This window comes from Klebsiella sp. 1SOBk10mer, from assembly GCF_046602535.1.
Taxonomy (GTDB): Bacteria; Pseudomonadota; Gammaproteobacteria; order Enterobacterales; family Enterobacteriaceae; genus Klebsiella; species Klebsiella quasipneumoniae.
Map to the genome: position 1 here is coordinate 13551 of NZ_JBKIUP010000005.1, position 24949 is coordinate 38499.

Below are 24949 nucleotides of genomic sequence, written 5' to 3' on the forward strand. Positions count from 1 at the left end.
AAGGGCCGGAAAATCCGGCCCTTAGTCTTTTGCGCTAGCGGAATACTTAGGCGTAACCGTAGCTCATCAGACGTTGATAGCGGCGGTTAAGCAGCTCTTCTTCGCTGAGAAGATCGAGATCGGCCAGGTCCGCCAGCAGCTGCGCTTTCAGGTTTGCCGCCATCGCTTCCGGGTTGCGGTGGGCGCCGCCCAGCGGTTCCGGAACGATAGAATCGATCAGCTTCAGCTCTTTCAGACGCGGGGCGATAATACCCATCGCTTCCGCAGCCAGCGGCGCTTTATCCGCGCTCTTCCACAGAATGGAGGCACAGCCTTCCGGCGAAATCACCGAATAGGTGCTGTACTGCAGCATGTTGACCTTGTCGCCCACGCCGATCGCCAGCGCGCCGCCGGAGCCGCCTTCGCCGATCACGGTGCAGATCACCGGCACGCTCAGACGCGACATTTCACGCAGATTGCGAGCGATCGCTTCCGACTGGCCGCGCTCTTCCGCGCCAACGCCCGGGTAGGCGCCCGGGGTGTCGATGAAGGTGATGATCGGCATTTTAAACCGCTCAGCCATCTCCATCAGGCGCAGCGCTTTGCGGTAGCCTTCCGGGGCCGGCATACCAAAGTTGCGACGAATTTTTTCTTTGGTTTCGCGACCTTTCTGGTGGCCAATGATCATCACCGGACGACCATCAAGACGCGCGATACCGCCGACAATCGCTTTATCGTCAGCGTAGGCACGGTCACCGGCCAGTTCGTCAAACTCGTCGAACGCCAGGCGGACATAATCCAGGGTGTAAGGACGGCGCGGGTGGCGCGCCAGTTGCGCAACCTGCCATGCACCGAGATCGGAGAAGATTTTGCGCGTCAGCTCTACGCTTTTCTCGCGCAGACGATGCACTTCTTCGTCGATGTTAATATCCAGTTTCTCATCCTGACGGCTTACCGCAGTCAGGGAATCGATTTTCGCTTCCAGCTCTGCAATCGGCTGTTCAAAATCTAGGAAATTCAGACTCATAGTATTCCTGTATTAGTCAAACTCCAGTTCCACCTGCTCCGAGCCGATAAGGCCACGCAGATCGTTGAGTAAACGATCGCTCGGAGAGACGCGCCATGTTGCGCCGAAACGCAACCGCGCGCGTGCATCCGCCCTCTGATAGTAGAGGTGCACTGGAATGGTTCCCGAACGGTGGGGTTCCAGAGACTGACGGAGTCGGTTTAAAAGCTGGTCATCAATTTGCCTGTCCGTCAGCGAGATAGCAAGCCCGCGAGCATATTTTTCCCGGGCTTCGTCAATGTCCATGACTTCACGGGCGGTCATTTTAAGCCCCCCGCTAAAGTCATCAAAGCTGACCTGTCCGCTGACGATAAGTATGCGGTCTTTTTCCAGCAACTGCTGATATTTATCCAGCGCGTCGGTGAATAACATCACTTCCAGCCGCCCGGAACGGTCATCCAGGGTACAGATGCCGATACGATTGCCGCGCTTGGTGACCATTACCCGCGCCGCAATCACCAGCCCCGCCGCCGTGGTCACTTTTCCACGATCGGTCGGATGCATGTCTTTGAGCCTCACGCCGCCGACGTAGCGCTCAATCTCTTTCAGATACTGGTTAATCGGGTGCCCGGTCAGGTACAGCCCCAGGGTCTCCCTTTCACCATCCAGCACCACCTGCTCAGGCCACGGCTGGCAGCTGGCGTAGGACTGTTCAATCTGCTCAGGCTCTTCCGCCAGTACGCCGAACATATCAGCCTGGCCGATGGCCTCGGCTTTGGCGTGCTGGTCGGCGGCTTTCAGCGCATCGCCCAGCGAATTCATCAGCGCCGCACGGTGCGGACCGAGACGATCGAACGCCCCGGACATAATCAGCTTTTCCAGCACGCGACGGTTGAGCTTTTTAATATCGGTCCGCGCGCAGAGGTCGAACAGCTCGCGGAAATAACCGCCGTTGTTGCGCGCCTCAATGATCGCTTCGATCGGCCCTTCGCCGACGCCCTTGATGGCGCCGATACCGTAGACGATCTCGCCGTCGTCGTTGACGTGGAAATGGTACAGGCCGGAGTTAATATCAGGCGGCAAAATTTTCAGCCCCATCCGCCAGCACTCGTCCACCAGGCCAACGACCTTCTCGGTGTTATCCATATCGGCGGTCATTACCGCCGCCATAAACTCAGCCGGATAGTGCGCCTTAAGCCATAGCGTCTGGTAAGAAACCAGCGCGTACGCGGCGGAGTGCGATTTGTTAAACCCGTAACCGGCGAATTTCTCCACCAGGTCAAAGATTTTCATCGCCAGTTCGCCGTCAATGCCGTTTTTCTTCGCCCCATCCTCAAAGATAGAACGCTGCTTGGCCATCTCCTCCGGCTTTTTCTTACCCATCGCGCGACGCAGCATATCCGCGCCGCCGAGGGTATACCCGGACAGCACCTGGGCAATCTGCATGACCTGTTCCTGATACAGGATGATGCCGTAGGTCGGCTCCAGCACCGGTTTCAGGCTTTCATGCTGCCACTGCACGTCCGGATACGAGATCTCTTCTCGGCCGTGCTTACGGTCGATAAAGTTATCTACCATCCCCGACTGCAGCGGGCCCGGGCGGAACAGGGCCACCAGAGCGATCATATCTTCGAAGCAGTCCGGCTGCAGGCGTTTAATCAGATCTTTCATGCCGCGCGATTCAAGCTGGAAGACCGCAGTGGTTTCCGAGCGCTGCAGCATGTCGAAGCTTTTCTTGTCATCCAGCGGGATGGCGGCGATATCCAGCGGCCCTTCACCGTTCTTCTCACGGCGCTTATTAATCATCTCCAGCGCCCAGTTAATGATAGTGAGCGTACGCAGACCGAGGAAGTCGAATTTCACCAGCCCGGCGTATTCCACGTCGTTCTTGTCAAACTGGGTAACCGGATGCAGCCCCTGCTCATCGCAATACAGCGGGGCGAAGTCGGTGATCTTGGTCGGTGCGATAACCACGCCGCCCGCATGCTTACCGGCGTTTCGCGTCACCCCTTCCAGCTTACGCGCCATGTCGATCAGCGCTTTCACTTCTTCGTCCGCCTCGTAGATCTCCGGCAGCTGCGGCTCGGCCTCGAAGGCTTTCGCCAGCGTCATGCCCGGATCGGGCGGCACCAGCTTGGAGATGCGGTCGACAAAGCCGTACGGGTGACCCAGCACGCGGCCCACATCCCGGATGACCGCTTTCGCCGCCATGGTACCGAAGGTGATGATCTGCGATACCGCGTCGCGGCCATACATATCCGCCACGTGCTCGATAACCTGGTCGCGTTTCTCCATGCAGAAGTCGACGTCAAAGTCGGGCATTGAGACACGCTCTGGGTTAAGGAAACGTTCGAACAGCAGGTCGAACTCCAGCGGGTCGAGATCGGTGATCTTCAGCGCGTAGGCCACCAGCGAACCGGCGCCGGAACCGCGGCCCGGGCCGACCGGCACACCGTTATCCTTCGACCACTGGATAAACTCCATCACGATCAGGAAGTAGCCGGGGAAGCCCATCTGGTTGATCACCTGCAGCTCGATATCCAGACGCTCGTCGTATTCCGGCCGGCGCTTCGCGCGCACTTCCGGATCCGGGAAGAGGAATTCCAGCCGCTCCTCCAGACCTTCTTTCGATTTCATCACCAGGAAATCTTCCGTGGTCATATCGCCGGTCGGGAACTGCGGCAGGAAATATTCGCCAAGCCGCACGGTGACGTTGCAGCGCTTGGCAATTTCAACGCTGTTTGCCAGCGCTTCCGGAATATCGGCGAACAGCTCGCACATCTCTTCCTCGCTGCGCATATATTGCTGCGGCGAGTAGTTGCGCGGCCGTTTCGGGTCGTCGAGGGTGAAGCCATCGTGAATAGCGACGCGGATTTCATGGGCGTCAAAGTCGCCAGTGTCGAGGAAGCGGACATCGTTGGTCGCCACCACCGGCAGACCACGCGCTTCCGCCAGCGCCACGGCGGCATGAAGATAACTCTCTTCATCCTGACGACCGGTGCGGATCAGCTCCAGAAAATAGCGATCCGGGAAATGCTCTTCATAGAAGGCGACGCACTGCTCAACCAGCGGCATGTTGCCGCGGATCAGGCTGACGCCGACGTCGCCTTTACGGCCGCCGGAGAGCAGAATCAGCCCTTCCTGATGTTCCACCAGCCAGTCGCGATCGATCCACGGCCCCAGGGCGCCGTAGCCGCGCTGATAGGCGCGGGAAATCAGCAGAGTCAGGTTCTGGTAGCCGGTGTTATTCGCCGCCAGCACGGTCAGCTCGGTAAATTCGTCGCCGAGCAGGTCGCACTGCACGTGGAAATCGGCGCCGACGATCGGCTTAATCCCCGCGCCGTGTCCCGTCCCGTAGAACTTCACCAGCCCGCAGAGGTTGGTGAAATCGGTGATCGCCAGCGCTGGCATGCCAAGCGAGGCCGCCTTCTTGACCAGCGGCCCGGTCTTTGCCAGCCCATCGATCATGGAATAGTCGCTGTGCACCCGCAGGTGTACGAAACGTGGTTCAGCCATCTTTAGATCCCGGTGACTTAGTTGGACGCCAGGCCCAGGGCACGCTTCACCGGGCCAAAACTGCGCCGGTGATGCTCTGTTGCGCCGTGTTCCTGCAGCTTCTGCAGGTGAACAGCGGTGGGATAGCCTTTATGCTGGGCAAATCCGTAGTGGGGAAATGCGAGGTCCAGCGTGGCCATTTCGGCGTCACGAGTGACTTTTGCCAGAATAGACGCTGCGCTGATTTCTGCCACCCGGCTGTCGCCTTTGACTACTGCCAGGGAGGGCATCGGTAGCGATGGGCAGCGGTTGCCATCGATCAGAACAAACTCGGGTACAATGCTCAGGCCGGCGACGGCGCGCTGCATCGCCAGCATAGTGGCATGCAGGATATTCAGCTCATCGATTTCGTGCGGCTCGGCGCGCCCCAGGCTCCAGCACAGCGCTTTCTCTTTAATCTCATCGAACAGCGCCAGACGACGCTTCTCGCTGAGTTTTTTGGAATCATTCAGACCCACAATCGGCTTCGCCGGATCGAGGATCACCGCCGCGGTCACCACCGCGCCAACCAGGGGGCCACGCCCGACCTCATCGACGCCGGCAACCAGATGGGTATGCGGATAGACGAACTCCATCATTGTTTTGCTAACTCCAGTACGGCATCCGCCGCCTGCTCATCGGCGTTGCAGCGGATCTGCTGATGCAGCGCGCGGAATGTCTCATGCATCTCATGACTGGTTTTGCCATCGGCCAGCAGCGGCTGCAGAGCGGCAGCCAGCGCCTGAGGCTCGCACTCATCCTGCAGCAGCTCTTTAACCAGCTCGCGCCCGGCAAGCAGGTTCGGCAACGAGACGTAGTCGGTTTTAACCAACCGCTTCGCCAGCCAGAAGGTGAACGGCTTCATGCGATAGCCAACCACCATCGGGCATTTCGCCAGCATACACTCCAGCGCCGCCGTCCCGGAGGCCAGCAGCGCGGCGTCGCTGGCGATCATCGCATCGCGCGCCTGACCGTCCAGCATATGGACGATCATATCCGGCGCCGTCTCAGCTTTAATTCGCTCAAACTGCTCCCGCCGTTTGGCATTAACCAGCGGCACCACCACCTGCAGATCGGGATAGCTAGCCCGCAGAAGCTGAGCGGTTTTCAGAAAGTCCGCGCTGAGCATTTCGACTTCTGCGCCGCGGCTGCCGGGCAACAGCGCCAGGCAACGCACGTCGTGCGGGATCCCTAACCGATCGCGCGCTGCGCCTTTGTCAGGATCCAGCGGCATCGCATCCGCCATGGTATGGCCGATAAAACGGCAGGGAACGTTAAATTTGTCATAAAACGCTTTTTCGAAAGGCAGAAAGGCCAGCACCAGATCGGTGGATCTGCCGATTTTGAAAACGCGTTTTTGTCGCCAGGCCCAGACCGACGGGCTGACGTAGTGAATGGTTTTGATGCCCTGCTTTTTCAGATTCCCTTCGAGGGTAATATTGAAATCAGGGGCGTCGATGCCGACGAAGACGTCGGGACGCAGCTCGCCGAAGCGGCGGGTCAAATCGGCGCGAATATGGAGTAAGCGACGCAGGCGACCGAGCACTTCAACAATCCCCATCACCGCCAGCTCTTCCATTTCGTACCAGGCTTCACACCCTTCCGCCTGCATCAGCGGTCCCGCCACGCCGACAAAGCGCGCATTCGGGATGCGTGCTTTGAGGGCGCGGATGAGGCCGGCGCCAAGAATATCGCCGGAGGTTTCTCCGGCGACCAGGGCAATCGTCAGGGGACGCTGTTCAGTCATTAACGAATCAAGCCGCGGGTAGAGCGGGCGAAGAAATCGACAAACGGCTGGACTTCAGGATGCTGAGTCGCCAGTTCGGCGATCTCCGGCTTGGCTTCTTCCAGCGTCTTGCCGCTGCGGTACAGCAGTTTATACGCGTTGCGGATCGCGGTAATCGCTTCCCGGCTGAAGCCGCGGCGTTTCAGGCCTTCGATATTGACGCCGAATGGCGTCGCATGGTTGCCCTGGGCAATCACGAACGGCGGAACGTCCTGCGCCACGCCGGAGCAGCCGCCAACCATAACATGTGAGCCAATGACGCAGAACTGGTGCACCGCGGTCATGCCGCCGATAATGACATAATCATCCAGCGAAACATGGCCCGCGAGCGTCGCGTTATTGGCCAGGATGCAGCGATCGCCAAGCGTACAATCGTGCGCCACGTGGGAGTTGATCATCAGCAGGTTATCGTTGCCCACCTTTGTTAATCCACCGCCCTGTACTGTGCCGCGATGAATGGTGACGCTTTCGCGAATGCGGTTGCGATCGCCAATTTCCACCCGGGTCGGTTCGCCAGCATATTTCAGATCCTGGTTAACTTCGCCGATGGAAGCGAACTGATAGATCTCATTGTCACGGCCGATTTTGGTGTGGCCATTAACGACAACGTGAGACTTCAGTACGGTGCCTTCGCCGATTTCGACGTTGGCGCCAACAATACAAAACGGACCAATGTGGACGTTAGCACCAATCACGGCGCCTTCTTCTACAATGGCGGTAGGATGAACAAAAGCGGTTTTATCAATCACGTATCAGGCCTCCCGGCTACGCGCACACATCATCGTCGCTTCGCAAACCACTTTACCGTCAACCAGCGCAACGCCTTTGAAACGGGTCAGGCCGCGGCGGGTTTTCTCGAAAGTGACTTCCATAATCATCTGATCGCCTGGTACTACCGGGCGTTTGAAACGTGCTTCATCGATGCCCGCGAAGTAATACAGCTCGCCTGGTTCCAGTTTTCCAACGCTTTTGAATGCCAGAATCCCGGTGGCCTGCGCCATTGCTTCCAGAATCAGGACGCCCGGCAAAATCGGCTTACCAGGGAAATGCCCCTGGAAAAACGGCTCGTTTACAGAAACATTTTTTACTGCGCGCAGAAAACGACCTTCTTCAAAATCCAGCACGCGGTCTACCAGCAGGAACGGGTAACGGTGAGGCAGAAGTTCCAGAATCTCTTCAATGTGCAGAGTATGAGTGTCAGTAGTCAAAATACTCTTCCTGTCTAAATGTACTAAAAGGCAATAATAACACGGCCTGCGGCAATCTTTTAGCGAATGCAACAGGCCGGAAATGTCATGTGACCAAATGATGAATTAGTCTTGTTGATTAACCTTGCGCTCAATCGCTTTCAGGCGCTTGCTCATCTCGTCAATATTCATCACCAGCGCAGCGGTTTTACGCCACGCCTTGTTCGGCTGCAGCGGAATACCGGAGGAGTATACGCCAGGTTCGCTGATAGGACGCATCACCATTCCCATCCCCGTGACGGTGACCTTATCGCAGATTTCCATATGGCCGTTAATCACGCTGGCGCCGCCAATCATGCAGTAGCGGCCGATTTTCAGGCTGCCTGCCATGATGACACCGCCGGCAACCGCGGTATTGTCGCCAATCACCACGTTATGCGCAATCTGGCACTGGTTATCAATGATAACCCCGTTGCCAATCACGGTATCGTCCAGCGCGCCGCGGTCAATTGTGGTGCAGGCGCCGATCTCCACGCGATCGCCAATAATGACGCGACCCAGCTGCGGGATCTTCACCCAGTTGCCGCGATCGTTGGCGTAGCCGAAGCCATCCGCACCGATCACCGTGCTGGACTGGATCAGGCAATTCTCGCCGATCTCAATCTCATGGTAAACGGTCACATTAGCCCACAGACGCGAGCCGGCGCCTATTTTCGTATTTTTCCCAACGAAGCAGCCTGCGCCGATGACCACGTTATCGCCCAGCTCTACCCCGGATTCGATAACGGCGTTGGCGCCGATGGCAACGTTGCTACCCAGCTTCGCCGTCGGATCGATAACCGCGCTCGGCGCGATATCCTGTGCCGGCTGCGGCGTGGTATCCAGAATTTGAGCCATGCGCGCGTAGGTCAGGTAGGGATTACGCACTACCAGCGCGGCGCTATGGGCAAAAGGCAAATCATCCTGCGTCATCACAACGGCAGAAGCCTGGCAAGCGGCCAGGTGCTCACGGTACTTAGGGTTGACCATGAAAGTGATTTGGCCCGTTTTCGCGCTCTGCATGGACGCAACGCCGGTGATGACGATATCGCCATCACCGTGTAATTCTGCATCCAACTGCTGCGCGAGATCAGCCAGTCGAATTGAAGGCATTACTTATTTAACCTGTTTCAGCACATCAGCGGTGATGTCTTTTACATCGCTGCTGTTGTATGCAACGGCATTCGCGTCAACCACCAGATCGATGCTCTGATCTTTCGCTACGCTCTGTACGGCAGTCTGGATACGGGTCACCAGTTTGCCACGCTCTTCGTTGGAACGACGAGCGCGATCCTGTTCAAACGCCTGCGCTTTCTGGGAGAAGGTCTGGCGCTGAGCCATCACGTCTTTTTCCAGTTTGGTACGATCGGCGCCCGGCTTCATGGACTGCAGACGCTGCATTTTAGACTGCAAGTCGCCTTCCATACGCTGCAGTTCGCTAGCGCGGCCTTTGAACTCGTTTTCCAGCGTGTTGGAAACGCCAGTCTTCTGGGCAACCTGTTGGAACAGGCTGTTCATGTTCACCAGGGCAATTTTATCTGCCGCCTGAGCGGAAGTTACCATTGCCAAACCCAGACCTGCAGCTAATAACCACTTTTTCACAATAAACTCCTTACCATCCCATGAGTACCCAGGGGTACCGTTATTTGCGTGGCGAGGCGATAAACGCGTTATCGCCTACGGTCAGCGCTATACTGCACTTGCATTCCGTTGCCGCCAACAATTACCAGGTTTTACCAATGTTAAACTGGAACTGTTCGGCTTTGTCTCCATCGTACTTTTTGAACGGTTGGGCGTAGGAGAAGACCAACGGCCCCAACGGCGACATCCACTGCACGGCAATACCCGCAGACATACGGATGTTGCTCGGATCGCTGTAATCCGGATATCCAGCGTACGCGTTCGAATCCCAGTGAGTATCCCATACGGTACCCATATCCCAGAAGAAGGAAGTCCGGACCGAGTTCGCATATTTGTCACTAATAAACGGCGTCGGGGTAATCAGCTCCAGGCTGGCCACCGCCATGGCGTTACCGCCCACCGCATCATCGGATTTACACGGTGCGGATTCGGTGCTCTTACAGTCGTTGGTATAGCCGCTGTCGCCATCATGACGGCTGCTCGACGGGAAGTACACCGCCTTCGGACCAATGGTGTTCGACTGGAAGCCACGCACGGTGCTGGAGCCACCTGCATAGAAGTTCTCATAGAACGGCATCTCTTTGCCGCCGATACCATCGCCATAGCCAAAGCGGGTACGACCCAGCACCACCCATTCATGATCGTTGTCGATCGGCACATAGGTGGCGGTATCCAACGTCGCTTTGTAGTATTCGTTGTCCGAACCCGGAATGGTCACTTTACCGTTCAGGTTGACGCGCGAACCTTCGGTTGGGAAGAAGCCGCGGTCAAGCTTGTTATAGGTCCAACCGTAGTTGAAGGTGAAGTCATTCGCACTGAACGAGTTCCGGTCGTTGGTGTTGTCCGGATACTGGCCCATCGAGTTCAGGTAACGCCACATCGCCACCTGCGGCTGCATATTGGACAGGGAGTTATGCACATACCCGACGCCCGCGCGCAGCGTGTTGTATTCGTTGACCGGGAAGCCCAGCGTGACGTCTGTACCATAGCTTTTGTTGGTATAGTCAGACAGATCCGCATCGTTCGCGTCAAAGTCATTATAGAAGATACGACCGCCGAGGCTCACACCGTCTACGGTGAAGTACGGGTTGGTCACCGACAGCTCGGTATAGGTCTGGTAGTCGTTTTTGGTGCCGTTGATCCCGACAGCATAGCCAGTACCTAACCAGTTATCCTGCTGAACGCCCGCCTGGAAGCTGACGCCGCTCTCGGTACCGTAACCGATACCGAAGTTGAAGCTACCGGTGTTACGCTCTTTCACCTTGTAGACTACGTCGACCTGGTCCGGGCTGCCTGGTACGCGCTGGGTATCGGTATCGACCGTTTCGAAGAAGCCTAAACGGTTGAGACGGTCTTTACCCTGATCGACGAGGTCGCTGCCCAGCCACGCGCCTTCCATCTGGCGCATTTCGCGGCGCAGAACGGCGTCTTTGGAGGTGTCATTGCCTTCGAAGCGAATTTTACGCACGTAATAGCGGTTGCCCGCGTCGACGTTGACGTGCAGCTTAACGGTTTTATCGCTGTCGTTGATCTCCGGCTGCGACTGTACGCGCGGGTAGGCGTAACCATAACGACCCAACAGTTTCTTGATGTCGTTTTCCATCTTGGTCACTTTCGCGCCGTTATACAGTTCACCCGGCTCGACTTTGGTCAGCGCTTCGATTTCCGCGGAATGGCCGGCGAGGTTGCCCGTCACCTGCACCCCGGAAAACTTGTACTGATCGCCTTCGGTGATGTTGACGGTGATGTAGATCCCTTTCTTATCCGGCGTCAGGCTGACCTGGGTAGAATCGATGTTGAAACGGGCATAGCCGCGATCCAGGTAGTAGCTGCGCAGGGTTTCAAGGTCGCCCGCCAGTTTCTGCTTCTGGTATTTACGGTCGCCGACCACGTTCCACCACGGCACTTCATCGCGCAGCTGGAAGTGGGAGATCAGCTCATCAGTCGAAAACGCATGGTTGCCGACGATGTTGATCTGCTGAATTTTAGCGGAGACGCCTTCCTGGAAGACCAGTTTCAGGTCGACACGGTTACGCGGCAGCGGGGTAACGACCGCTTTGACGCTGGCGCTGTATTTACCGACGCTGTAGTAGAAATCCTCGAGGCCCTTCTCGATATCCGCGATGGTCGTGCGGTCAAGCGACTCGCCCACCCGAACGCCAGAGGCCTCAAGGTTCTGCTTGAGCATGTCATCTTTCACCGACTTGTTGCCGGAGAAGGTGATGCTGGCGATCGTCGGACGCTCTTTCACCTGCACCAGCAGGGTATCACCATCGCGCAGGACGCGGACGTCTTCGAAGTTGCCAGTGGCAAACAGCGCGCGAATAGTGTTACTGATATCATCGTCGGTCACCGTATCGCCAGGACGCACTGGCATACTGAGGAGGGCCGCACCAACAGCGACACGCTGCAAGCCTTCGAAATGAATGTCCTTCACCACGAACCCTTCAGCACCGTATACAGTCGCGCTGCTAAACAGCAGCGACGCTATGAGCAACTTTTTCATCGCCATCGTTATTATGCGTTCTTCCTAACAAACTCTCTTATAACCGAGAGAAATCATTGAAAAGTGCAAGCCCCATTAACAGCACCAGCAGTATTGAGCCAATGCGATAACTAAAGTCTTGAACTCGCTCGGATACCGGCCCGCCCTTCAGCTTTTCAATCGCCAAAAACAGCAGATGTCCCCCATCCAGTACGGGTAGTGGGAACAGGTTGATGATTCCGAGGTTCACGCTAATCAGCGCAAGGAACATCAGATAATAAATCAACCCAAACTCCGCTGACATTCCAGCCCCCTGAGCGATAGAGATCGGCCCACTGAGGTTGTTCAGTTTGACATCACCGGTTATCAATTTACCCAGCATCCTGACCGTCAGTGACATCAGCTGCCAGGTTTTATCCGTGGCTTCAGCGATGGCGGCAAACGGTCCGTACTGACGTACTGTCTTGTATTCTTCAGGCAGCGGGATGACCTTTGGCACCACCCCTGCGAACCCTTCTGCCTTACCTTTCACCGTTTTTGCATCCGGCGTCAGGGTTAACGGCAGCGCACTCCCCTGCCGTTCAATCTCCAGCGCCAGCGCTTTGCCCGGATTATCGCGCACCAGATTAACAAACGTCATCCACTGCGTTAACGGTTGACCATCGACTTTAACGATCCGGTCGCCCGCTTGCAAACCTGCTTTCTGCGCTGCCGAGCCCGCCTGGACCTCCGCCAGCACCGTATCAATCTGCGCGCTGCGCGGCTGGATCCCCAGCGACGTGACGGGATCTTGCTTGTCTGGCTCAAACGCCCAGTGCCGCAGATCGACGATTTTATCCTGGCGCTGATTAGTCCCGAAAGGGGCGACGGTAAGTATTGTTTGCGGGTTGCCGATTTTGGCCACCAGCTGCAGACGCACCGCATCCCAATCAGGCGTTTCGATACCATCTATCGCTTTAAGTTCCGTTCCTTTTGCAATTTGTGCTTGCGCGGCAACCGAATTGGGCGTTATTTCACCCACTACCGGACGGACCCCAGGAACGCCGATGATGAAGACCAGCCAGTAGGCAAAGATAGCGAAAAGGAAGTTAGCGATGGGACCGGCGGCAATGACCGCCGCGCGCTGGCCGACGGTTTTATTATTGAACGCGTAGTGGCGCATCTCCGGCGCCACCGCTTCAACACGCTCATCCAGCATCTTGACGTAGCCGCCCAGCGGGATCAGGGCAATGACGAACTCCGTACCCTGCTTATCCATCCGCCGCCACAACGCTTTGCCGAAGCCGATAGAAAAACGCTCAACCCGGATACCGCAGCGACGCGCTACCCAAAAATGGCCAAACTCATGCACCGTAATCAGTACGCCAAGCGCAATGATAAAAGCTGCCAGATTCCAGAGCACGCTCAGCATATCACCTTCCGTCAAATCGTCCTGAAGACCAACAGTAGCAGACAGGCGAAGACCGGCACCGCCGCCGTCAGGCTGTCGATACGATCGAGAATACCGCCGTGTCCGGGAATCAAGTGCCCGCTGTCCTTAATGCCGGCCTCGCGCTTAAACATACTTTCCGTCAAATCGCCCAGCACCGAAGCCAGGGCGGCTACCACCGAACAGACCAGCAGCACCGTTGGCGTAACGTCAAGATGGGCCCACACCCCGTAGGCCCAGGAGATCACCGCCGCGGTCAGCAAACCGCCAAAAAAGCCCTGCCAGGTTTTTCCCGGCGAAACCTTCGGCGCCAGCTTGTGCTTGCCAAACATTTTGCCAAACATATAGGCGCCGGAATCCGCTCCCCAGACCAGAATCATCACGTACAGGAGCCACAGCGCACCGCTGTAATGGTTATCGGTATAGTGCCAGGCGCGCAGCGCCAGCATGCCCCAGAAAAACGGGACAATGGTCAGGATACCGAAGATGAGGCGCAGCACTTTAGAGTGACGCCAGAATGCCGCCGACGCCGGATAAGAGAGCACCAGCAGCAGCGCGACGATCCACCAGGCGAAAGAGGCCCACAGCGAGCCTTCAACCATCGGTTGATGAACGTCATAATGGTATTCCGGCAGCAGAAACAGCATCGCCGCCAGCAGAAGGCCGCACAACACCGCCAGCCAGACCCGCTGCGACGTCGAGGTGAAACCACTCAGTTGCCCCCACTCCCATGCGGCGAGCATACAGACCACCAGGGTCACGATAGCAAACCCCATAGGCGGCAATAAAAACAGCGCCGCAATGACGACGGGGATTAAGACGAAAGCAGATATCAGGCGATACTTCAGCAAAAGTGACCCCCATCAGGCATGACTGCCACCCGGCTCAGTGCCGCCGAAACGACGCTCTCGATTAACAAAGGCATGGAGTGCACCTTCAAAGTCCTGTTCAGCAAAATCGGGCCAAAGAACATCCGTAAAGTAAAGTTCGGCATAGGCAATTTGCCAAATCAGAAAATTACTTATTCGGTGCTCTCCCCCGGTCCTAATAACTAAATCTACGGGAGCCAGTTCATGCATGCAGACCTGCTGACTCAGCATGTCTTCCGTGATCTGCTCAGGCAGCAGCGTCCCGTCCTGTACCTGTTTCGCCAGCAAACGAACGCCCTGGGTAATATCCCAGCGACCGCCGTAATTGGCCGCAATATTCAGCGTTAAGCCGGTATTGTTCGCGGTCAGCGCTTCCGCTTTGCGGATACGCTCCTGCAGGCGCGCATTGAAGCGCGTGGTGTCGCCAATAATCCGCAAACGCACATTGTGTCGGTGCAGGCTTTTGACTTCGCTATCCAGCGCCCAGACGAACAGCTCCATCAGCGCACTGACTTCCTGAGCCGGACGGTTCCAGTTTTCGCTGCTGAACGCGTATAACGTTAACGCCTCAATCCCATTATTCGCCGCGAAAGAGACCGCGCGACGCACGGATTTCGCACCGGCCTTGTGCCCGAAAGCGCGAATTTTACCTTGCCGTTTCGCCCAACGGCCGTTGCCATCCATAATAATGGCGACATGACGGCAGCCATGTGTGGGCGATATTTCGCTGACAGTTTGATTAGCAGACAACATCACGCGTTTTAAGTCCATAATAAGGATTAACTAGCCACCAAACAGAGGCCACCGGGCCGCGCTGGATACGCCTTTTTATCCGGTGCCGGGGCTGCAGCCAATCGCAGAGAACAACCAAAAGCTTTACGCAAAAAAGCCGTGTTTTGCCACGGCCACCGTAATCTTTAACAACAAAATGCAACGATCGGGTGGCGCAGACTATATCACTGAAGCTTTGCGCCCACAAATATCACCGCGTTACGCCTGGGTGACCAACCGTTTCAGCTGTTGATGAGCAACCGCGCGGGCCTCAGCGTCGATAACCAGAACGTCATCAATGCTTTGCGGCTCCTGCAGGTTCATCTTATCCAGCACAGTCTGGTTAACCGCCGCAATATCGGTAAAGCGGATATCGCCATGCAGAAACGCGGCAACCGACTCTTCATTGGCCGCATTCAGCGTGGTGGTCGCCGCCTGGCCGACGTCAAACGCCTCCATCGCCAGCTTCAGGCACGGATACCGCGTATAGTCTGGCGCGGAGAAGCTCAGATTGCTCAGTTGGCAGAAGTCCAGCGGCTTAGCGCCGGAGTTCAGCCGCTGCGGCCAGCCCATGGTATGGGCGATCGGCGTGCGCATATCCGGCTCCCCAAGCTGCGCCAGCACGCTGCCGTCCTGATAGCGAACCATCGAGTGGATCACCGACTGCGGATGGATAAGGACCTCCATCTGCCGGGCCGAGGCGTTAAACAGCCAGCGCGCTTCAATATATTCCAGGCCTTTGTTCATCATCGTAGCGGAGTCAACGGAGATCTTGCGTCCCATCGACCAGTTAGGATGACGGCAGGCCTGATCCGGCGTCATCGCCGCCAGTTCAGCTACCGCTGTCTCACGGAAAGGCCCGCCCGAGCCGGTCAGCAGGATGGATGAAACGCCATTCTGCGCCAGGTCAGCGTATCCCAGATGCTGCTGAATTGTCTCCGGCATACTCTGAAAAATCGCGTTATGTTCGCTATCGACCGGCAGCAATCGCGCCCCCGATCGTTGAACCGCCTCCATGAACAAGCGACCGCAGGTCACCAGCGACTCTTTATTCGCTAACAACACCGTTTTCCCGGCGCGGATCGCCGCCAGCGTCGGCACCAGCCCCGCCGCGCCGACGATAGCCGCCATCACCTGATCGACCTCCTCCAGCGCTGCGACCTCTGCCGCCGCCTGCTGGCCGCTCAGCACCTCGGTACGGCAGCCATGTTCCTGCAGACGGGTGCGCAATCGCTCAGCGCTTTGCGCATCGTCCATCACGGCGTAACGGGGGGTAAATTCAAGGCATTGTTCAACCATACGGTCAACGTTTTTCCCCGCGACCAGCGCGGCGACGGAAAAGCGACCGGGATTATGGCGCACCACGTCCAGCGTGCTACAGCCAATGGAGCCGGTCGAACCGAGAACGGTTAATTGCTTCATGAGACGTCCAGAAGAGTGGAAACAGAATAAAAAGCAAAACGCCGCCAGCAAGCCCCTACGCAGCAATTATCAGGGATAAGACGGCGGCATTAGGCCTTCAACTTAGCGCTAAAGGCTACAAGGCCAGCGGTCGCAACGCAATCCCGAGAATTGAGCGTACAGTCTTCTGTACGGCGTTTCGGATTTTACTCAGACCAGACGCTGTCAGGCCCGAGTAAGGGCAGAGCATCAGAACTGCATCAGTTCTGCTTCTTTGTCTGCCAGCGCCGCGTCAACTTTCTTGATGGCGGCGTCAGTCATTTTCTGCACGTCGTCCTGAGAACGGCGATCGTCATCCTCGCTGATCTCTTTCTCTTTCAGCAGCGCTTTGACTTTGTCGTTGGCGTCGCGGCGAACGTTACGTACGGCAACGCGCGCCTGCTCAGCTTCACCACGCACGATCTTGGTCAGATCTTTACGACGCTCTTCGGTCAGCGGCGGCAGCGGAACACGAATATCGCTGCCGGCAGAGCTTGGGTTCAGACCGAGGTCGGACGCCATGATCGCTTTTTCAACGGCCGCGGACATAGAACGGTCAAAGACGTTGATTTTCAGGGTACGGGAGTCTTCGACGGTGACGCTGGCCAGCTGGCGCAGCGGGGTCGGCGTACCGTAGTATTCAACAACAATCCCGTCCAGCAGGCTCGGAGAAGCACGACCCGTGCGAATTTTGCTGATTTGGTTTTTGAATGCTTCGACGCATTTTTCCATGCGGATTTCAGCATCTTTTCTGATATCGCTAATCACGTTACGAATCCTTGAAAGCTTGTCTCAGTCAGACCAGACGGGGCACCCGTCGGAAAATGAGCTAAGTATAGTCAGATTTAATGAAAATCACCGGGTAATATCCCCGCGAAAGTAAAGCGGAATATTACCCGGATTTGGCGCTGACGGGAATTATTCCGTGATCAATGTGCCTTCTTTTTCGCCCATCACCACGCGACGCAGGGCGCCAGGTTTGTTCATGTTGAAGACGCGAATCGGCAATTTATGGTCACGCGCCAGGGTGAAGGCCGCGAGATCCATCACTTTCAGCTCTTTTTCCAGCACTTCGCTGTAGGTCAGCTGATCGTACATCGTGGCGGAAGGATCTTTGGCCGGATCAGCGGTGAATACGCCGTCAACCTTGGTGGCTTTCAGCACCACATCGGCTTCAATTTCAATACCGCGCAGGCAGGCTGCGGAATCGGTGGTAAAGAACGGGTTGCCGGTACCCGCGGAAAGGATCACCACGCGGTTGTTGCGCAGCAGGCTGATCGCCTCTGCCCAGCTGTAGTTGTCACACACGCCGTTCAGCGGAATGGCGGACATCAGACGAGCGTTCACATAGGCGCGGTGGAGCGCATCGCGCATCGCGAGGCCATTCATAACCGTTGCCAGCATGCCCATGTGGTCGCCCACAACGCGGTTCATACCCGCTTTCGCCAGACCAGCACCACGGAACAGGTTACCGCCACCAATTACTACGCCAACCTGAATACCCAGCTCAACCAGCTCTTTGATCTCCTGAGCCATGCGGTCAAGTATGCTTGCATCAATACCGAAGCCTTCTGAGCCCTGCAGCGCTTCGCCACTTAATTTCAGCAGAATACGTTTGTAGACGGGTTTTGCATTGGTAGCCATGTTTCTTTCCTGAGACTGTCAACGAATGAGATGTGAGAATTCCGGCGACATTGTATGTCGCATTTCAGCGCGGTCACTATAAGCAGTTGGCTGAATTTACAAAATGGGCGCAAAAAGAAGCCGCCCTCAGGCGGCTCCTTGTAAAAATTAAGACTGCTTGGACATCGCAGCAACTTCTGCTGCAAAGTCAGTCTCAACTTTCTCGATGCCTTCGCCCACTTCAAAGCGGATGAAGCCAGTCACGTCAGCGTTGTGCTCTTTCAGCAGCTGACCAACAGATTTGCTCGGCTCCATGACGAAAGGCTGACCAGTCAGAGAAACTTCGCCGGTGAATTTCTTCATGCGGCCTTCAACCATTTTCTCTGCGATTTCTTTCGGCTTACCGGACTGCATCGCGATGTCCAGCTGAACCTGGTACTCTTTCTCTACCACTTCAGCAGACACGTCTTCCGGCTTAACGAATTCCGGCTTGCTTGCAGCAACGTGCATTGCCAGCTGCTTAACCAGCTCTTCGTCAGCGCCTTTAGCGGCAACCAAAACGCCGATGCGCGCACCGTGCTGGTAGCTGCCCAGAACGTCGCCTTCCAGAACAGCGATACGACGGATGTTGATGTTCTCGCCGATTTTAGCAACCAGGGCAACACGTTCTTCTTCGAACTGCGCTTTCAGAACTTCAACGTCGGAGATTTTACCCGCAACAGCGGCGTCCAGTACTTTGTCAGCAAATGCCTGGAAACCACCATCTTTAGCAACGAAGTCAGTCTGGCAGTTAACTTCCAGAATGTAACCGTAGTTGCCTTCGATTTTGGTTTTGATCACGCCGTCAGCAGCCACGTTGCCTGCTTTCTTCGCCGCTTTGATCGCGCCGGATTTACGCATGTTTTCGATTGCCAGCTCGATGTCGCCATTCGCTTCAGTCAGCGCTTTTTTGCAATCCATCATGCCTGCGCCAGTACGTTCGCGCAGCTCTTTTACCAGGGAAGCGGTAATTTCAGCCATTCTAAAATCCTCGGGAGATGTGGATACTGCCCGGCCAACGGCCAAACAGCGTAAATTGAAAAAAGGGGCCGATAATGGGCCCCTATTCATACACGGTACTAATAAGGGCTTAAACCTTATTATTCAGCTTCTACGAAGCTTTCTTCCGCCTGAGAAGCCAGGTCCTGAGAGCGACCTTCACGAACGGTAGCAGCAACAGCGCCCAGGTACAGGCTTACTGCGCGGATTGCATCGTCGTTACCCGGGATAACGAAGTCTACGCCGTCCGGATCAGAGTTGGTATCAACGATAGCAAATACCGGGATGCCCAGGTTGTTTGCTTCTTTGATAGCGATGTGCTCGTGGTCAGCGTCGATTACGAACAGTGCGTCCGGCAGGCCGCCCATGTCTTTGATACCGCCCAGGCTGTTTTCCAGCTTGTCCAGCTCACGAGTACGCATCAGCGCTTCTTTCTTGGTCAGCTTGTCGAAAGTACCGTCCTGGGACTGAGTTTCCAGGTCTTTCAGACGTTTGATGGACTGACGAACGGTTTTCCAGTTAGTCAGCATACCGCCCAGCCAGCGATGGTTCACGAAGAACTGGTCGCAGCTCAGAGCAGCGTCTTTTACCGCTTCGCTTGCAGCGCGCTTAGTACCAACGAAAAGGATTTTACCTTTACGAGCAGCGATCTTGTTCAGTTCAGCCAGAGCGTCGTTGAACATCGGTACGGTTTTCTCAAGGTTGATGATGTGAACTTTGTTACGCGCACCGAAGATGAACGGCTTCATTTTCGGGTTCCAGTAACGGGTCTGGTGACCGAAGTGAACACCAGCCTTGAGCATGTCGCGCATGGAAACAGTTGCCATGTTTAAAACCTCTATAGATTAAATTGGGGTTATGCCTCCACGTATCCCATATTACCGACCCCAAAGGGCACCCCGGAATATGTGCCGATACGTGTGTGTTGTTACACAAAGTGAGATTTGTCGCTCCCGTCCATCCTGTGTATCTGAGATGGATCGGAAGTCCGGCGCGCTTTATACCACAAAATCCACCCAGACACCAACTCTTGTTGACGTCGCGTGCTGTTAATGATTCTCAGTTTGGCACCAGCCTGCCCGGACTGTTACCATTGACAGGACTTACTCTATTATTGTCGAAAATATCGACACTGCTGGACATACTCCATGGCTATCTCTATTAAGACATCTGAAGATATTGAAAAAATGCGCGTTGCCGGTCGCCTGGCCGCTGAAGTGCTGGAAATGATCGAACCCTGGGTTAAGCCGGGCGTCAGCACTGGCGAACTGGACCGTATCTGTAACGACTATATCGTTAACGAGCAGAAGGCCATTTCCGCCTGTCTCGGCTATCACGGCTATCCGAAATCCGTCTGCATTTCGGTCAACGAAGTGGTCTGTCACGGTATCCCTGACGACGGCAAACTGCTGAAAGATGGCGATATCGTGAATATCGACGTGACCGTCATTAAAGATGATTTCCATGGCGATACCTCCAAAATGTTTATCGTCGGCAAACCGACGATTCTCGGCGAGCGCCTGTGCCGCATCACTCAGGAAAGCCTGTACCTGGCGCTGAAGATGGTGAAGCCGGGCATCAATCTGCGCACCATCGGCGCGGCGATCCAGAAATATGTGGAAGCGGAAGGATTCTCCGTGGTTCGCGAATACTGCGGTCATGGCATCGGCCGCGGCTTCCATGAAGAGCCGCAGGTGCTGCACTACGACTCGCCGGAAACCAACGTCGTGCTCAAACCAGGCATGACCTTCACCATCGAGCCGATGGTCAATGCCGGTAAAAAAGAGATCCGCAGCATGAAAGACGGCTGGACGGTGAAAACCAAAGACCGGAGCTTGTCTGCGCAGTACGAGCATACTATTGTGGTGACAGACAACGGCTGCGAAATTCTGACGCTACGTAAGGATGACACCATCCCGGCGATAATCTCGCACGATGAATGATGAAAAGCCGGCGCCCGCCGGCTTTTTTATTAGATAGTTTTTTCTTATGGTGACGCGATGAGCAACTCATTACCTGACACAGCCTCCCCTCTTCTGCCCATCCCGCCGGAACATCCGGTAAGCTGGCCGCAGGGCGATCTGAACTGTGCTGCAATAAAGGCGCACATCGATACCTTTCAGCACTGGCTGGGCGAGGCGTTTGACGCCGGTATCGCCGCGGAGCTGCTCATTGCGGCGCGCACCGAATTTATCGACCAGCTGCTGCAGCGGTTGTGGATCGCCAGTGGATTCGAATCCGTCTGCGACCTGGCGCTGGTGGCCGTCGGCGGCTACGGTCGCGGCGAGCTGCATCCGCTTTCTGACGTCGATCTGCTGATCCTCAGCCGCAAAAAGCTGCCGGACGACCAGGCGCAAAAGGTCGGCGAACTGCTGACGCTGCTGTGGGACGTCAAACTGGAGGTAGGCCATAGCGTACGCACTCTCGAAGAGTGTCTGCTGGAAGGGCTTTCAGATCTCACCGTCGCCACGAACTTAATCGAATCGCGCCTGCTGATCGGCGATGTCGCGCTGTTCCTTGAGCTGCAAAAACATATTTTTAGCGACGGCTTCTGGCCATCAGAAAAGTTCTTCGCCGCCAAGGTCGAAGAGCAGAACGTCCGTCATCAGCGTTATCACGGCACCAGCTATAACCTCGAGCCGGACGTGAAAAGCAGTCCCGGCGGCCTGCGCGATATCCATACGCTACAGTGGGTGGCTCGCCGCCATTTCGGCGCCACCTCAATGGATGAGATGGTCGGCTTCGGTTTTCTGACCGAAGCCGAGCGCAATGAGCTCAACGAGTGTCTGCATCAACTGTGGCGTATCCGCTTCGCGCTGCATCTCGAACTCACTCGCTATGACAACCGCCTGCTTTTCGACCGCCAGCTCAGCGTCGCCCGCCGGCTCCGCTATGAAGGCGACGGCAACCAGCCGATTGAGCATATGATGAAGGACTTCTTCCGCGTCACCCGCCGGGTGAGCGAGCTGAACCAGATGCTGCTACAGCTGTTTGAAGAGGCCATCCTTGCGCTGACCGAGGATGAAAAACCGCGCCCGATCGATGATGACTTCCAGCTGCGCGGCACGCTGATCGATCTGCGTGACGATACGCTGTTTATTCGCGAGCCGCAGGCCATTCTGCGCATGTTTTATATTATGGTGCGCAACAGCACCATCACCGGCATCTACTCCACGACGTTGCGCCATCTGCGCCACGCCCGCCGCCATCTGACCCAGCCGCTGTGCTATATCCCGGAGGCGCGCACGCTCTTTCTCAGCATGCTGCGCCATCAGGGAGCAGTGAGTCGCGGACTGCTGCCGATGCATCGTCACAGCGTGCTGTGGGCCTATATGCCGCAGTGGTCTCATATTGTCGGCCAGATGCAGTTCGACCTGTTTCACGCCTATACCGTCGATGAACACACCATCCGCGTGATGCTCAAGCTGGAGAGTTTTGCTAAAGAAGAGACTCGTAGCCGCCACCCGCTGTGCGTGGAGTTATGGCCGCGTTTAACGCACCCGGAGCTGATTTTAATCGCCGCCCTGTTCCACGACATCGCCAAAGGGCGCGGCGGCGACCACTCGATCCTCGGCGCGCAGGATGTGCTGAAGTTTGCCGAGCTGCACGGGCTGAACTCCCGGGAAACGCAGCTGGTCGCCTGGCTGGTGCGTCACCACTTGCTGATGTCGGTCACCGCCCAGCGGCGCGATATTCAGGATCCGGAGGTGATTAAGCAGTTCGCCGAGGAGGTGCAAACGGAAAATCGCCTGCGCTATCTGGTGTGTCTGACCGTCGCCGATATCTGCGCCACCAACGAAACCCTGTGGAACAGCTGGAAGCAGAGCCTGCTGCGCGAACTCTATTTTGCCACTGAAAAACAGCTGCGTCGCGGCATGCAAAGCACCCCGGACATGCGCGAACGCGTGCGTCACCATCAGTTGCAGGCGCTGGCCCTGCTGCGGATGGACAATATTAATGAAGAGGCGCTGCATCAGATCTGGAACCGCTGCCGCGCCAACTATTTCGTGCGACATACGCCGACGCAGCTCGCCTGGCACGCCCGCAACCTGCTGCGCCACGATCTGAATAAGCCGATGATCCTCCTGAGCTCGCAGGCCACCCGCGGCGGAACGGAGATTTTTATCTGGAGTCCGGATCGCCCTTACCTGTTCGCCGCGGTGTGTGGCGAACTGGACCGTCGCAACCTCAGCGTCCACGATGCGCAGATCTTCACCACCCGCGACGGCATGGCGATGGACACCTTTATTGTCCTCGAACCCGACGGCAGTCCGCTGTCCGCCGATCGCCACGAAGCGATCCGCCAGGGTCTGGAACAGACCATCACGCAGCGCAGTTGGGAGCCCCCGGCGCCCCGTCGTCAGGCGGCAAAACTGCGTCATTTCTCGGTGGACACCGAGGTAAATTTCCTGCCGACCCATACCGATCGGAAATCGTTTCTCGAGCTGATAGCCCTTGACCAGCCCGGGCTGCTCGCCCGTGTCGGTCAGGTATTCGCCGACCTCGGAATTTCGCTTCACGGGGCGCGAATTACGACAATTGGTGAGCGAGTAGAAGATTTATTTATAATCGCTACCGCCGACCGGCGTGCCCTTAATAATGAGCTGCAACAAGAAGTGCAACAACGGTTGACAGCGGCCCTCAATCCAAACGATAAAGGGTGACGTATTTTTTTTAGTGAATGGAAAGAAACAATGCAGCAGTTACAGAACGTTATTGAGTCCGCTTTCGAGCGTCGCGCCGACATCACGCCGGCTAATGTGGATACCGTGACCCGCGAAGCGGTTAACCAGGTTATCGCCCTTCTGGATTCCGGCGCGCTGCGCGTCGCTGAGAAGATCGACGGTCAGTGGGTGACGCATCAGTGGCTGAAGAAGGCGGTACTGCTCTCTTTCCGTATTAACGATAACCAGGTTATCGATGGTGCGGAAAGCCGCTACTTCGATAAAGTCCCGATGAAATTCGCTGACTATGACGAAGCGCGTTTCCAGAAAGAAGGTTTCCGCGTGGTGCCGCCGGCAGCGGTGCGTCAGGGCGCGTTCATCGCCCGCAACACCGTGCTGATGCCGTCCTATGTGAACATCGGCGCCTACGTTGACGAAGGCACCATGGTTGACACCTGGGCCACCGTCGGCTCCTGCGCGCAGATCGGTAAAAACGTTCACCTGTCCGGCGGCGTCGGCATTGGTGGCGTACTGGAGCCGCTGCAGGCGAACCCGACCATCATCGAAGATAACTGCTTCATCGGCGCGCGCTCTGAAGTGGTTGAAGGGGTGATTGTCGAAGAAGGCTCCGTGATCTCCATGGGCGTTTACCTCGGTCAGAGCACCAAAATCTACGATCGCGAAACCGGCGAAGTCTTCTACGGCCGCGTGCCGGCTGGCTCGGTAGTGGTATCAGGCAACCTGCCGTCGAAAGATGGTAAATACAGCCTGTACTGCGCGGTGATCGTGAAGAAAGTCGATGCCAAAACCCGCGGCAAGGTCGGCATTAACGAACTGCTGCGCACCATCGACTAAAGCAAATAAAAAGCGGGAGATATCCCGCTTTTTTTATATTTGATGCTGGCGAAAATGGATTTTTTCGTTAATTATTCAATGGTTATGATGCTATCAAAGGTACCGTTATGTACGATAATCTGAAAAGTCTTGGCATTACCAACCCTGATGAGATCGATCGCTATAGCCTGCGGCAGGAAGCTAACAATGACATTCTGAAAATTTACTTTCAGAAAGACAAAGGCGAATTCTTCGCCAAGAGCGTGAAGTTCAAATATCCGCGTCAGCGCAAAACCGTCGTCGCCGACGGCGTCGGCCAGGGCTACAAAGAGGTCCAGGAGATCAGCCCGAACCTGCGCTACGTTATCGATGAGCTGGATCAGATCTGCCAGCGCGATCGCACTGAAATCGATCTCAAGCGTAAAATCCTCGACGATTTACGCCATCTGGAAAGTGTGGTCACCAACAAGATCAGCGAAATCGAAGCCGATCTGGAAAAACTTACCCGTAAGTGACAGCGTTCCCGGCGGCGCACCGCCTGACCGGGCAACCAATATAATCTGCCGCTTACGCCATGCATCCTCCAGGCCGGGTAAGGCGAACCGCCTCCCGGCATTTTTATCT

At 56.3% G+C, this 24949-nt stretch carries 21 protein-coding genes; 4 read left to right on the forward strand and 17 right to left on the reverse strand.

Annotated elements, in window-relative coordinates:
* Positions 1-46: 46 nt before the first annotated feature.
* The 17 genes from accA to rpsB all read right to left on the reverse strand — a co-directional run bounded on the left by accA (position 47) and on the right by rpsB (position 19654).
* Positions 47-1006 (reverse strand): acetyl-CoA carboxylase carboxyl transferase subunit alpha, encoded by a 960-nt coding sequence (gene accA / locus ACLH1I_RS14525; RefSeq protein ID WP_004204460.1) that lies wholly within the window; start codon positions 1004-1006, stop codon positions 47-49.
* Positions 1007-1018: 12 nt separating this feature from the next.
* Positions 1019-4501 carry a DNA polymerase III subunit alpha gene (gene dnaE / locus ACLH1I_RS14530; RefSeq protein WP_017900653.1) on the reverse strand — a complete coding sequence of 1161 codons (3483 nt, stop codon included), beginning with the start codon at positions 4499-4501 and terminating at the stop codon, positions 1019-1021.
* A gap of 17 nt (positions 4502-4518) precedes the next feature.
* Positions 4519-5118 carry a ribonuclease HII gene (gene rnhB, locus ACLH1I_RS14535; RefSeq protein WP_004204458.1) on the reverse strand — a complete coding sequence of 200 codons (600 nt, stop codon included), beginning with the start codon at positions 5116-5118 and terminating at the stop codon, positions 4519-4521.
* Positions 5115-6266, reverse strand: a complete 1152-nt coding sequence (gene lpxB / locus ACLH1I_RS14540; protein ID WP_004204457.1) for a lipid-A-disaccharide synthase — start codon at positions 6264-6266, stop codon at positions 5115-5117. The genes rnhB and lpxB overlap by 4 nt, the downstream gene beginning before the upstream one ends.
* Positions 6266-7054: an acyl-ACP--UDP-N-acetylglucosamine O-acyltransferase gene (gene lpxA, locus ACLH1I_RS14545; RefSeq protein WP_151629174.1), complete on the reverse strand. Its 789-nt coding sequence runs from the start codon at positions 7052-7054 to the stop codon at positions 6266-6268. The genes lpxB and lpxA overlap by 1 nt, the downstream gene beginning before the upstream one ends.
* A 3-nt stretch (positions 7055-7057) precedes the next feature.
* The gene (gene fabZ, locus ACLH1I_RS14550) at positions 7058-7513 is read right to left on the reverse strand and encodes a 3-hydroxyacyl-ACP dehydratase FabZ (protein WP_004145858.1); all 456 of its coding nucleotides are present in this window, start codon (positions 7511-7513) and stop codon (positions 7058-7060) included.
* A gap of 105 nt (positions 7514-7618) precedes the next feature.
* A complete protein-coding gene (gene lpxD / locus ACLH1I_RS14555) occupies positions 7619-8644 on the reverse strand; it encodes a UDP-3-O-(3-hydroxymyristoyl)glucosamine N-acyltransferase (RefSeq protein ID WP_032452898.1) in 1026 nt (341 codons plus the stop codon).
* A 3-nt stretch (positions 8645-8647) separates the two neighbouring features.
* Positions 8648-9133 carry a molecular chaperone Skp gene (skp, locus tag ACLH1I_RS14560; RefSeq protein ID WP_002889325.1) on the reverse strand — a complete coding sequence of 162 codons (486 nt, stop codon included), beginning with the start codon at positions 9131-9133 and terminating at the stop codon, positions 8648-8650.
* A 121-nt stretch (positions 9134-9254) separates the two neighbouring features.
* Positions 9255-11684 carry an outer membrane protein assembly factor BamA gene (gene bamA / locus ACLH1I_RS14565; protein WP_004204452.1) on the reverse strand — a complete coding sequence of 810 codons (2430 nt, stop codon included), beginning with the start codon at positions 11682-11684 and terminating at the stop codon, positions 9255-9257.
* A gap of 31 nt (positions 11685-11715) precedes the next feature.
* On the reverse strand, positions 11716-13068 hold the full coding sequence (gene rseP, locus ACLH1I_RS14570; protein WP_004204451.1) for a sigma E protease regulator RseP: 1353 nt from the start codon (positions 13066-13068) through the stop codon (positions 11716-11718).
* 11 nt (positions 13069-13079) lie between these two features.
* Complete coding sequence (gene cdsA / locus ACLH1I_RS14575) at positions 13080-13937, reverse strand: phosphatidate cytidylyltransferase (protein WP_023292047.1); 858 nt, start codon at positions 13935-13937, stop codon at positions 13080-13082.
* A 12-nt stretch (positions 13938-13949) separates the two neighbouring features.
* On the reverse strand, positions 13950-14708 hold the full coding sequence (gene ispU, locus ACLH1I_RS14580; RefSeq protein WP_002889316.1) for a (2E,6E)-farnesyl-diphosphate-specific ditrans,polycis-undecaprenyl-diphosphate synthase: 759 nt from the start codon (positions 14706-14708) through the stop codon (positions 13950-13952).
* Positions 14709-14945: 237 nt separating this feature from the next.
* Positions 14946-16148, reverse strand: a complete 1203-nt coding sequence (ispC, locus tag ACLH1I_RS14585; protein WP_048294195.1) for a 1-deoxy-D-xylulose-5-phosphate reductoisomerase — start codon at positions 16146-16148, stop codon at positions 14946-14948.
* 228 nt (positions 16149-16376) lie between these two features.
* The gene (frr, locus tag ACLH1I_RS14590) at positions 16377-16934 is read right to left on the reverse strand and encodes a ribosome recycling factor (RefSeq protein WP_002889308.1); all 558 of its coding nucleotides are present in this window, start codon (positions 16932-16934) and stop codon (positions 16377-16379) included.
* Positions 16935-17084: 150 nt separating this feature from the next.
* The gene (gene pyrH / locus ACLH1I_RS14595) at positions 17085-17810 is read right to left on the reverse strand and encodes a UMP kinase (protein ID WP_002889306.1); all 726 of its coding nucleotides are present in this window, start codon (positions 17808-17810) and stop codon (positions 17085-17087) included.
* Positions 17811-17957: 147 nt separating this feature from the next.
* Positions 17958-18809, reverse strand: a complete 852-nt coding sequence (gene tsf / locus ACLH1I_RS14600; RefSeq protein WP_004151930.1) for a translation elongation factor Ts — start codon at positions 18807-18809, stop codon at positions 17958-17960.
* A 119-nt stretch (positions 18810-18928) separates the two neighbouring features.
* Positions 18929-19654: a 30S ribosomal protein S2 gene (gene rpsB, locus ACLH1I_RS14605; protein ID WP_004204447.1), complete on the reverse strand. Its 726-nt coding sequence runs from the start codon at positions 19652-19654 to the stop codon at positions 18929-18931.
* Between the two features lie 321 nt (positions 19655-19975).
* Here rpsB and map point away from each other — a divergent pair, with 321 nt between their 5' ends.
* The 4 genes from map to ACLH1I_RS14625 all read left to right on the forward strand — a co-directional run bounded on the left by map (position 19976) and on the right by ACLH1I_RS14625 (position 24840).
* Positions 19976-20770 (forward strand): type I methionyl aminopeptidase, encoded by a 795-nt coding sequence (map, locus tag ACLH1I_RS14610; RefSeq protein WP_004204446.1) that lies wholly within the window; start codon positions 19976-19978, stop codon positions 20768-20770.
* 57 nt (positions 20771-20827) lie between these two features.
* Positions 20828-23491 carry a bifunctional uridylyltransferase/uridylyl-removing protein GlnD gene (gene glnD / locus ACLH1I_RS14615; RefSeq protein WP_151629172.1) on the forward strand — a complete coding sequence of 888 codons (2664 nt, stop codon included), beginning with the start codon at positions 20828-20830 and terminating at the stop codon, positions 23489-23491.
* Between the two features lie 30 nt (positions 23492-23521).
* Positions 23522-24346 (forward strand): 2,3,4,5-tetrahydropyridine-2,6-dicarboxylate N-succinyltransferase, encoded by an 825-nt coding sequence (gene dapD, locus ACLH1I_RS14620; protein WP_002889295.1) that lies wholly within the window; start codon positions 23522-23524, stop codon positions 24344-24346.
* 107 nt (positions 24347-24453) lie between these two features.
* On the forward strand, positions 24454-24840 hold the full coding sequence (locus ACLH1I_RS14625) for a DUF3461 family protein (RefSeq protein ID WP_002889292.1): 387 nt from the start codon (positions 24454-24456) through the stop codon (positions 24838-24840).
* Positions 24841-24949 lie beyond the last annotated feature (109 nt).

What these genes read in the sequence shown, in the direction of transcription:
- accA (WP_004204460.1), bottom strand. Translation starts at nt 1,006, where the DNA reads ATGAGTCTGAATTTCCTAGATTTTGAACAGCCGATTGCAGAGCTGGAA.
- dnaE (WP_017900653.1), bottom strand. Translation starts at nt 4,501, where the DNA reads ATGGCTGAACCACGTTTCGTACACCTGCGGGTGCACAGCGACTATTCC.
- rnhB (WP_004204458.1), bottom strand. Translation starts at nt 5,118, where the DNA reads ATGATGGAGTTCGTCTATCCGCATACCCATCTGGTTGCCGGCGTCGAT.
- lpxB (WP_004204457.1), bottom strand. Translation starts at nt 6,266, where the DNA reads ATGACTGAACAGCGTCCCCTGACGATTGCCCTGGTCGCCGGAGAAACC.
- lpxD (WP_032452898.1), bottom strand. Translation starts at nt 8,644, where the DNA reads ATGCCTTCAATTCGACTGGCTGATCTCGCGCAGCAGTTGGATGCAGAA.
- bamA (WP_004204452.1), bottom strand. Translation starts at nt 11,684, where the DNA reads ATGGCGATGAAAAAGTTGCTCATAGCGTCGCTGCTGTTTAGCAGCGCG.
- rseP (WP_004204451.1), bottom strand. Translation starts at nt 13,068, where the DNA reads ATGCTGAGCGTGCTCTGGAATCTGGCAGCTTTTATCATTGCGCTTGGC.
- ispU (WP_002889316.1), bottom strand. Translation starts at nt 14,708, where the DNA reads ATGTTGTCTGCTAATCAAACTGTCAGCGAAATATCGCCCACACATGGC.
- ispC (WP_048294195.1), bottom strand. Translation starts at nt 16,148, where the DNA reads ATGAAGCAATTAACCGTTCTCGGTTCGACCGGCTCCATTGGCTGTAGC.
- pyrH (WP_002889306.1), bottom strand. Translation starts at nt 17,810, where the DNA reads ATGGCTACCAATGCAAAACCCGTCTACAAACGTATTCTGCTGAAATTA.
- tsf (WP_004151930.1), bottom strand. Translation starts at nt 18,809, where the DNA reads ATGGCTGAAATTACCGCTTCCCTGGTAAAAGAGCTGCGCGAACGTACT.
- rpsB (WP_004204447.1), bottom strand. Translation starts at nt 19,654, where the DNA reads ATGGCAACTGTTTCCATGCGCGACATGCTCAAGGCTGGTGTTCACTTC.
- map (WP_004204446.1), top strand. Translation starts at nt 19,976, where the DNA reads ATGGCTATCTCTATTAAGACATCTGAAGATATTGAAAAAATGCGCGTT.
- glnD (WP_151629172.1), top strand. Translation starts at nt 20,828, where the DNA reads ATGAGCAACTCATTACCTGACACAGCCTCCCCTCTTCTGCCCATCCCG.
- dapD (WP_002889295.1), top strand. Translation starts at nt 23,522, where the DNA reads ATGCAGCAGTTACAGAACGTTATTGAGTCCGCTTTCGAGCGTCGCGCC.
- ACLH1I_RS14625 (WP_002889292.1), top strand. Translation starts at nt 24,454, where the DNA reads ATGTACGATAATCTGAAAAGTCTTGGCATTACCAACCCTGATGAGATC.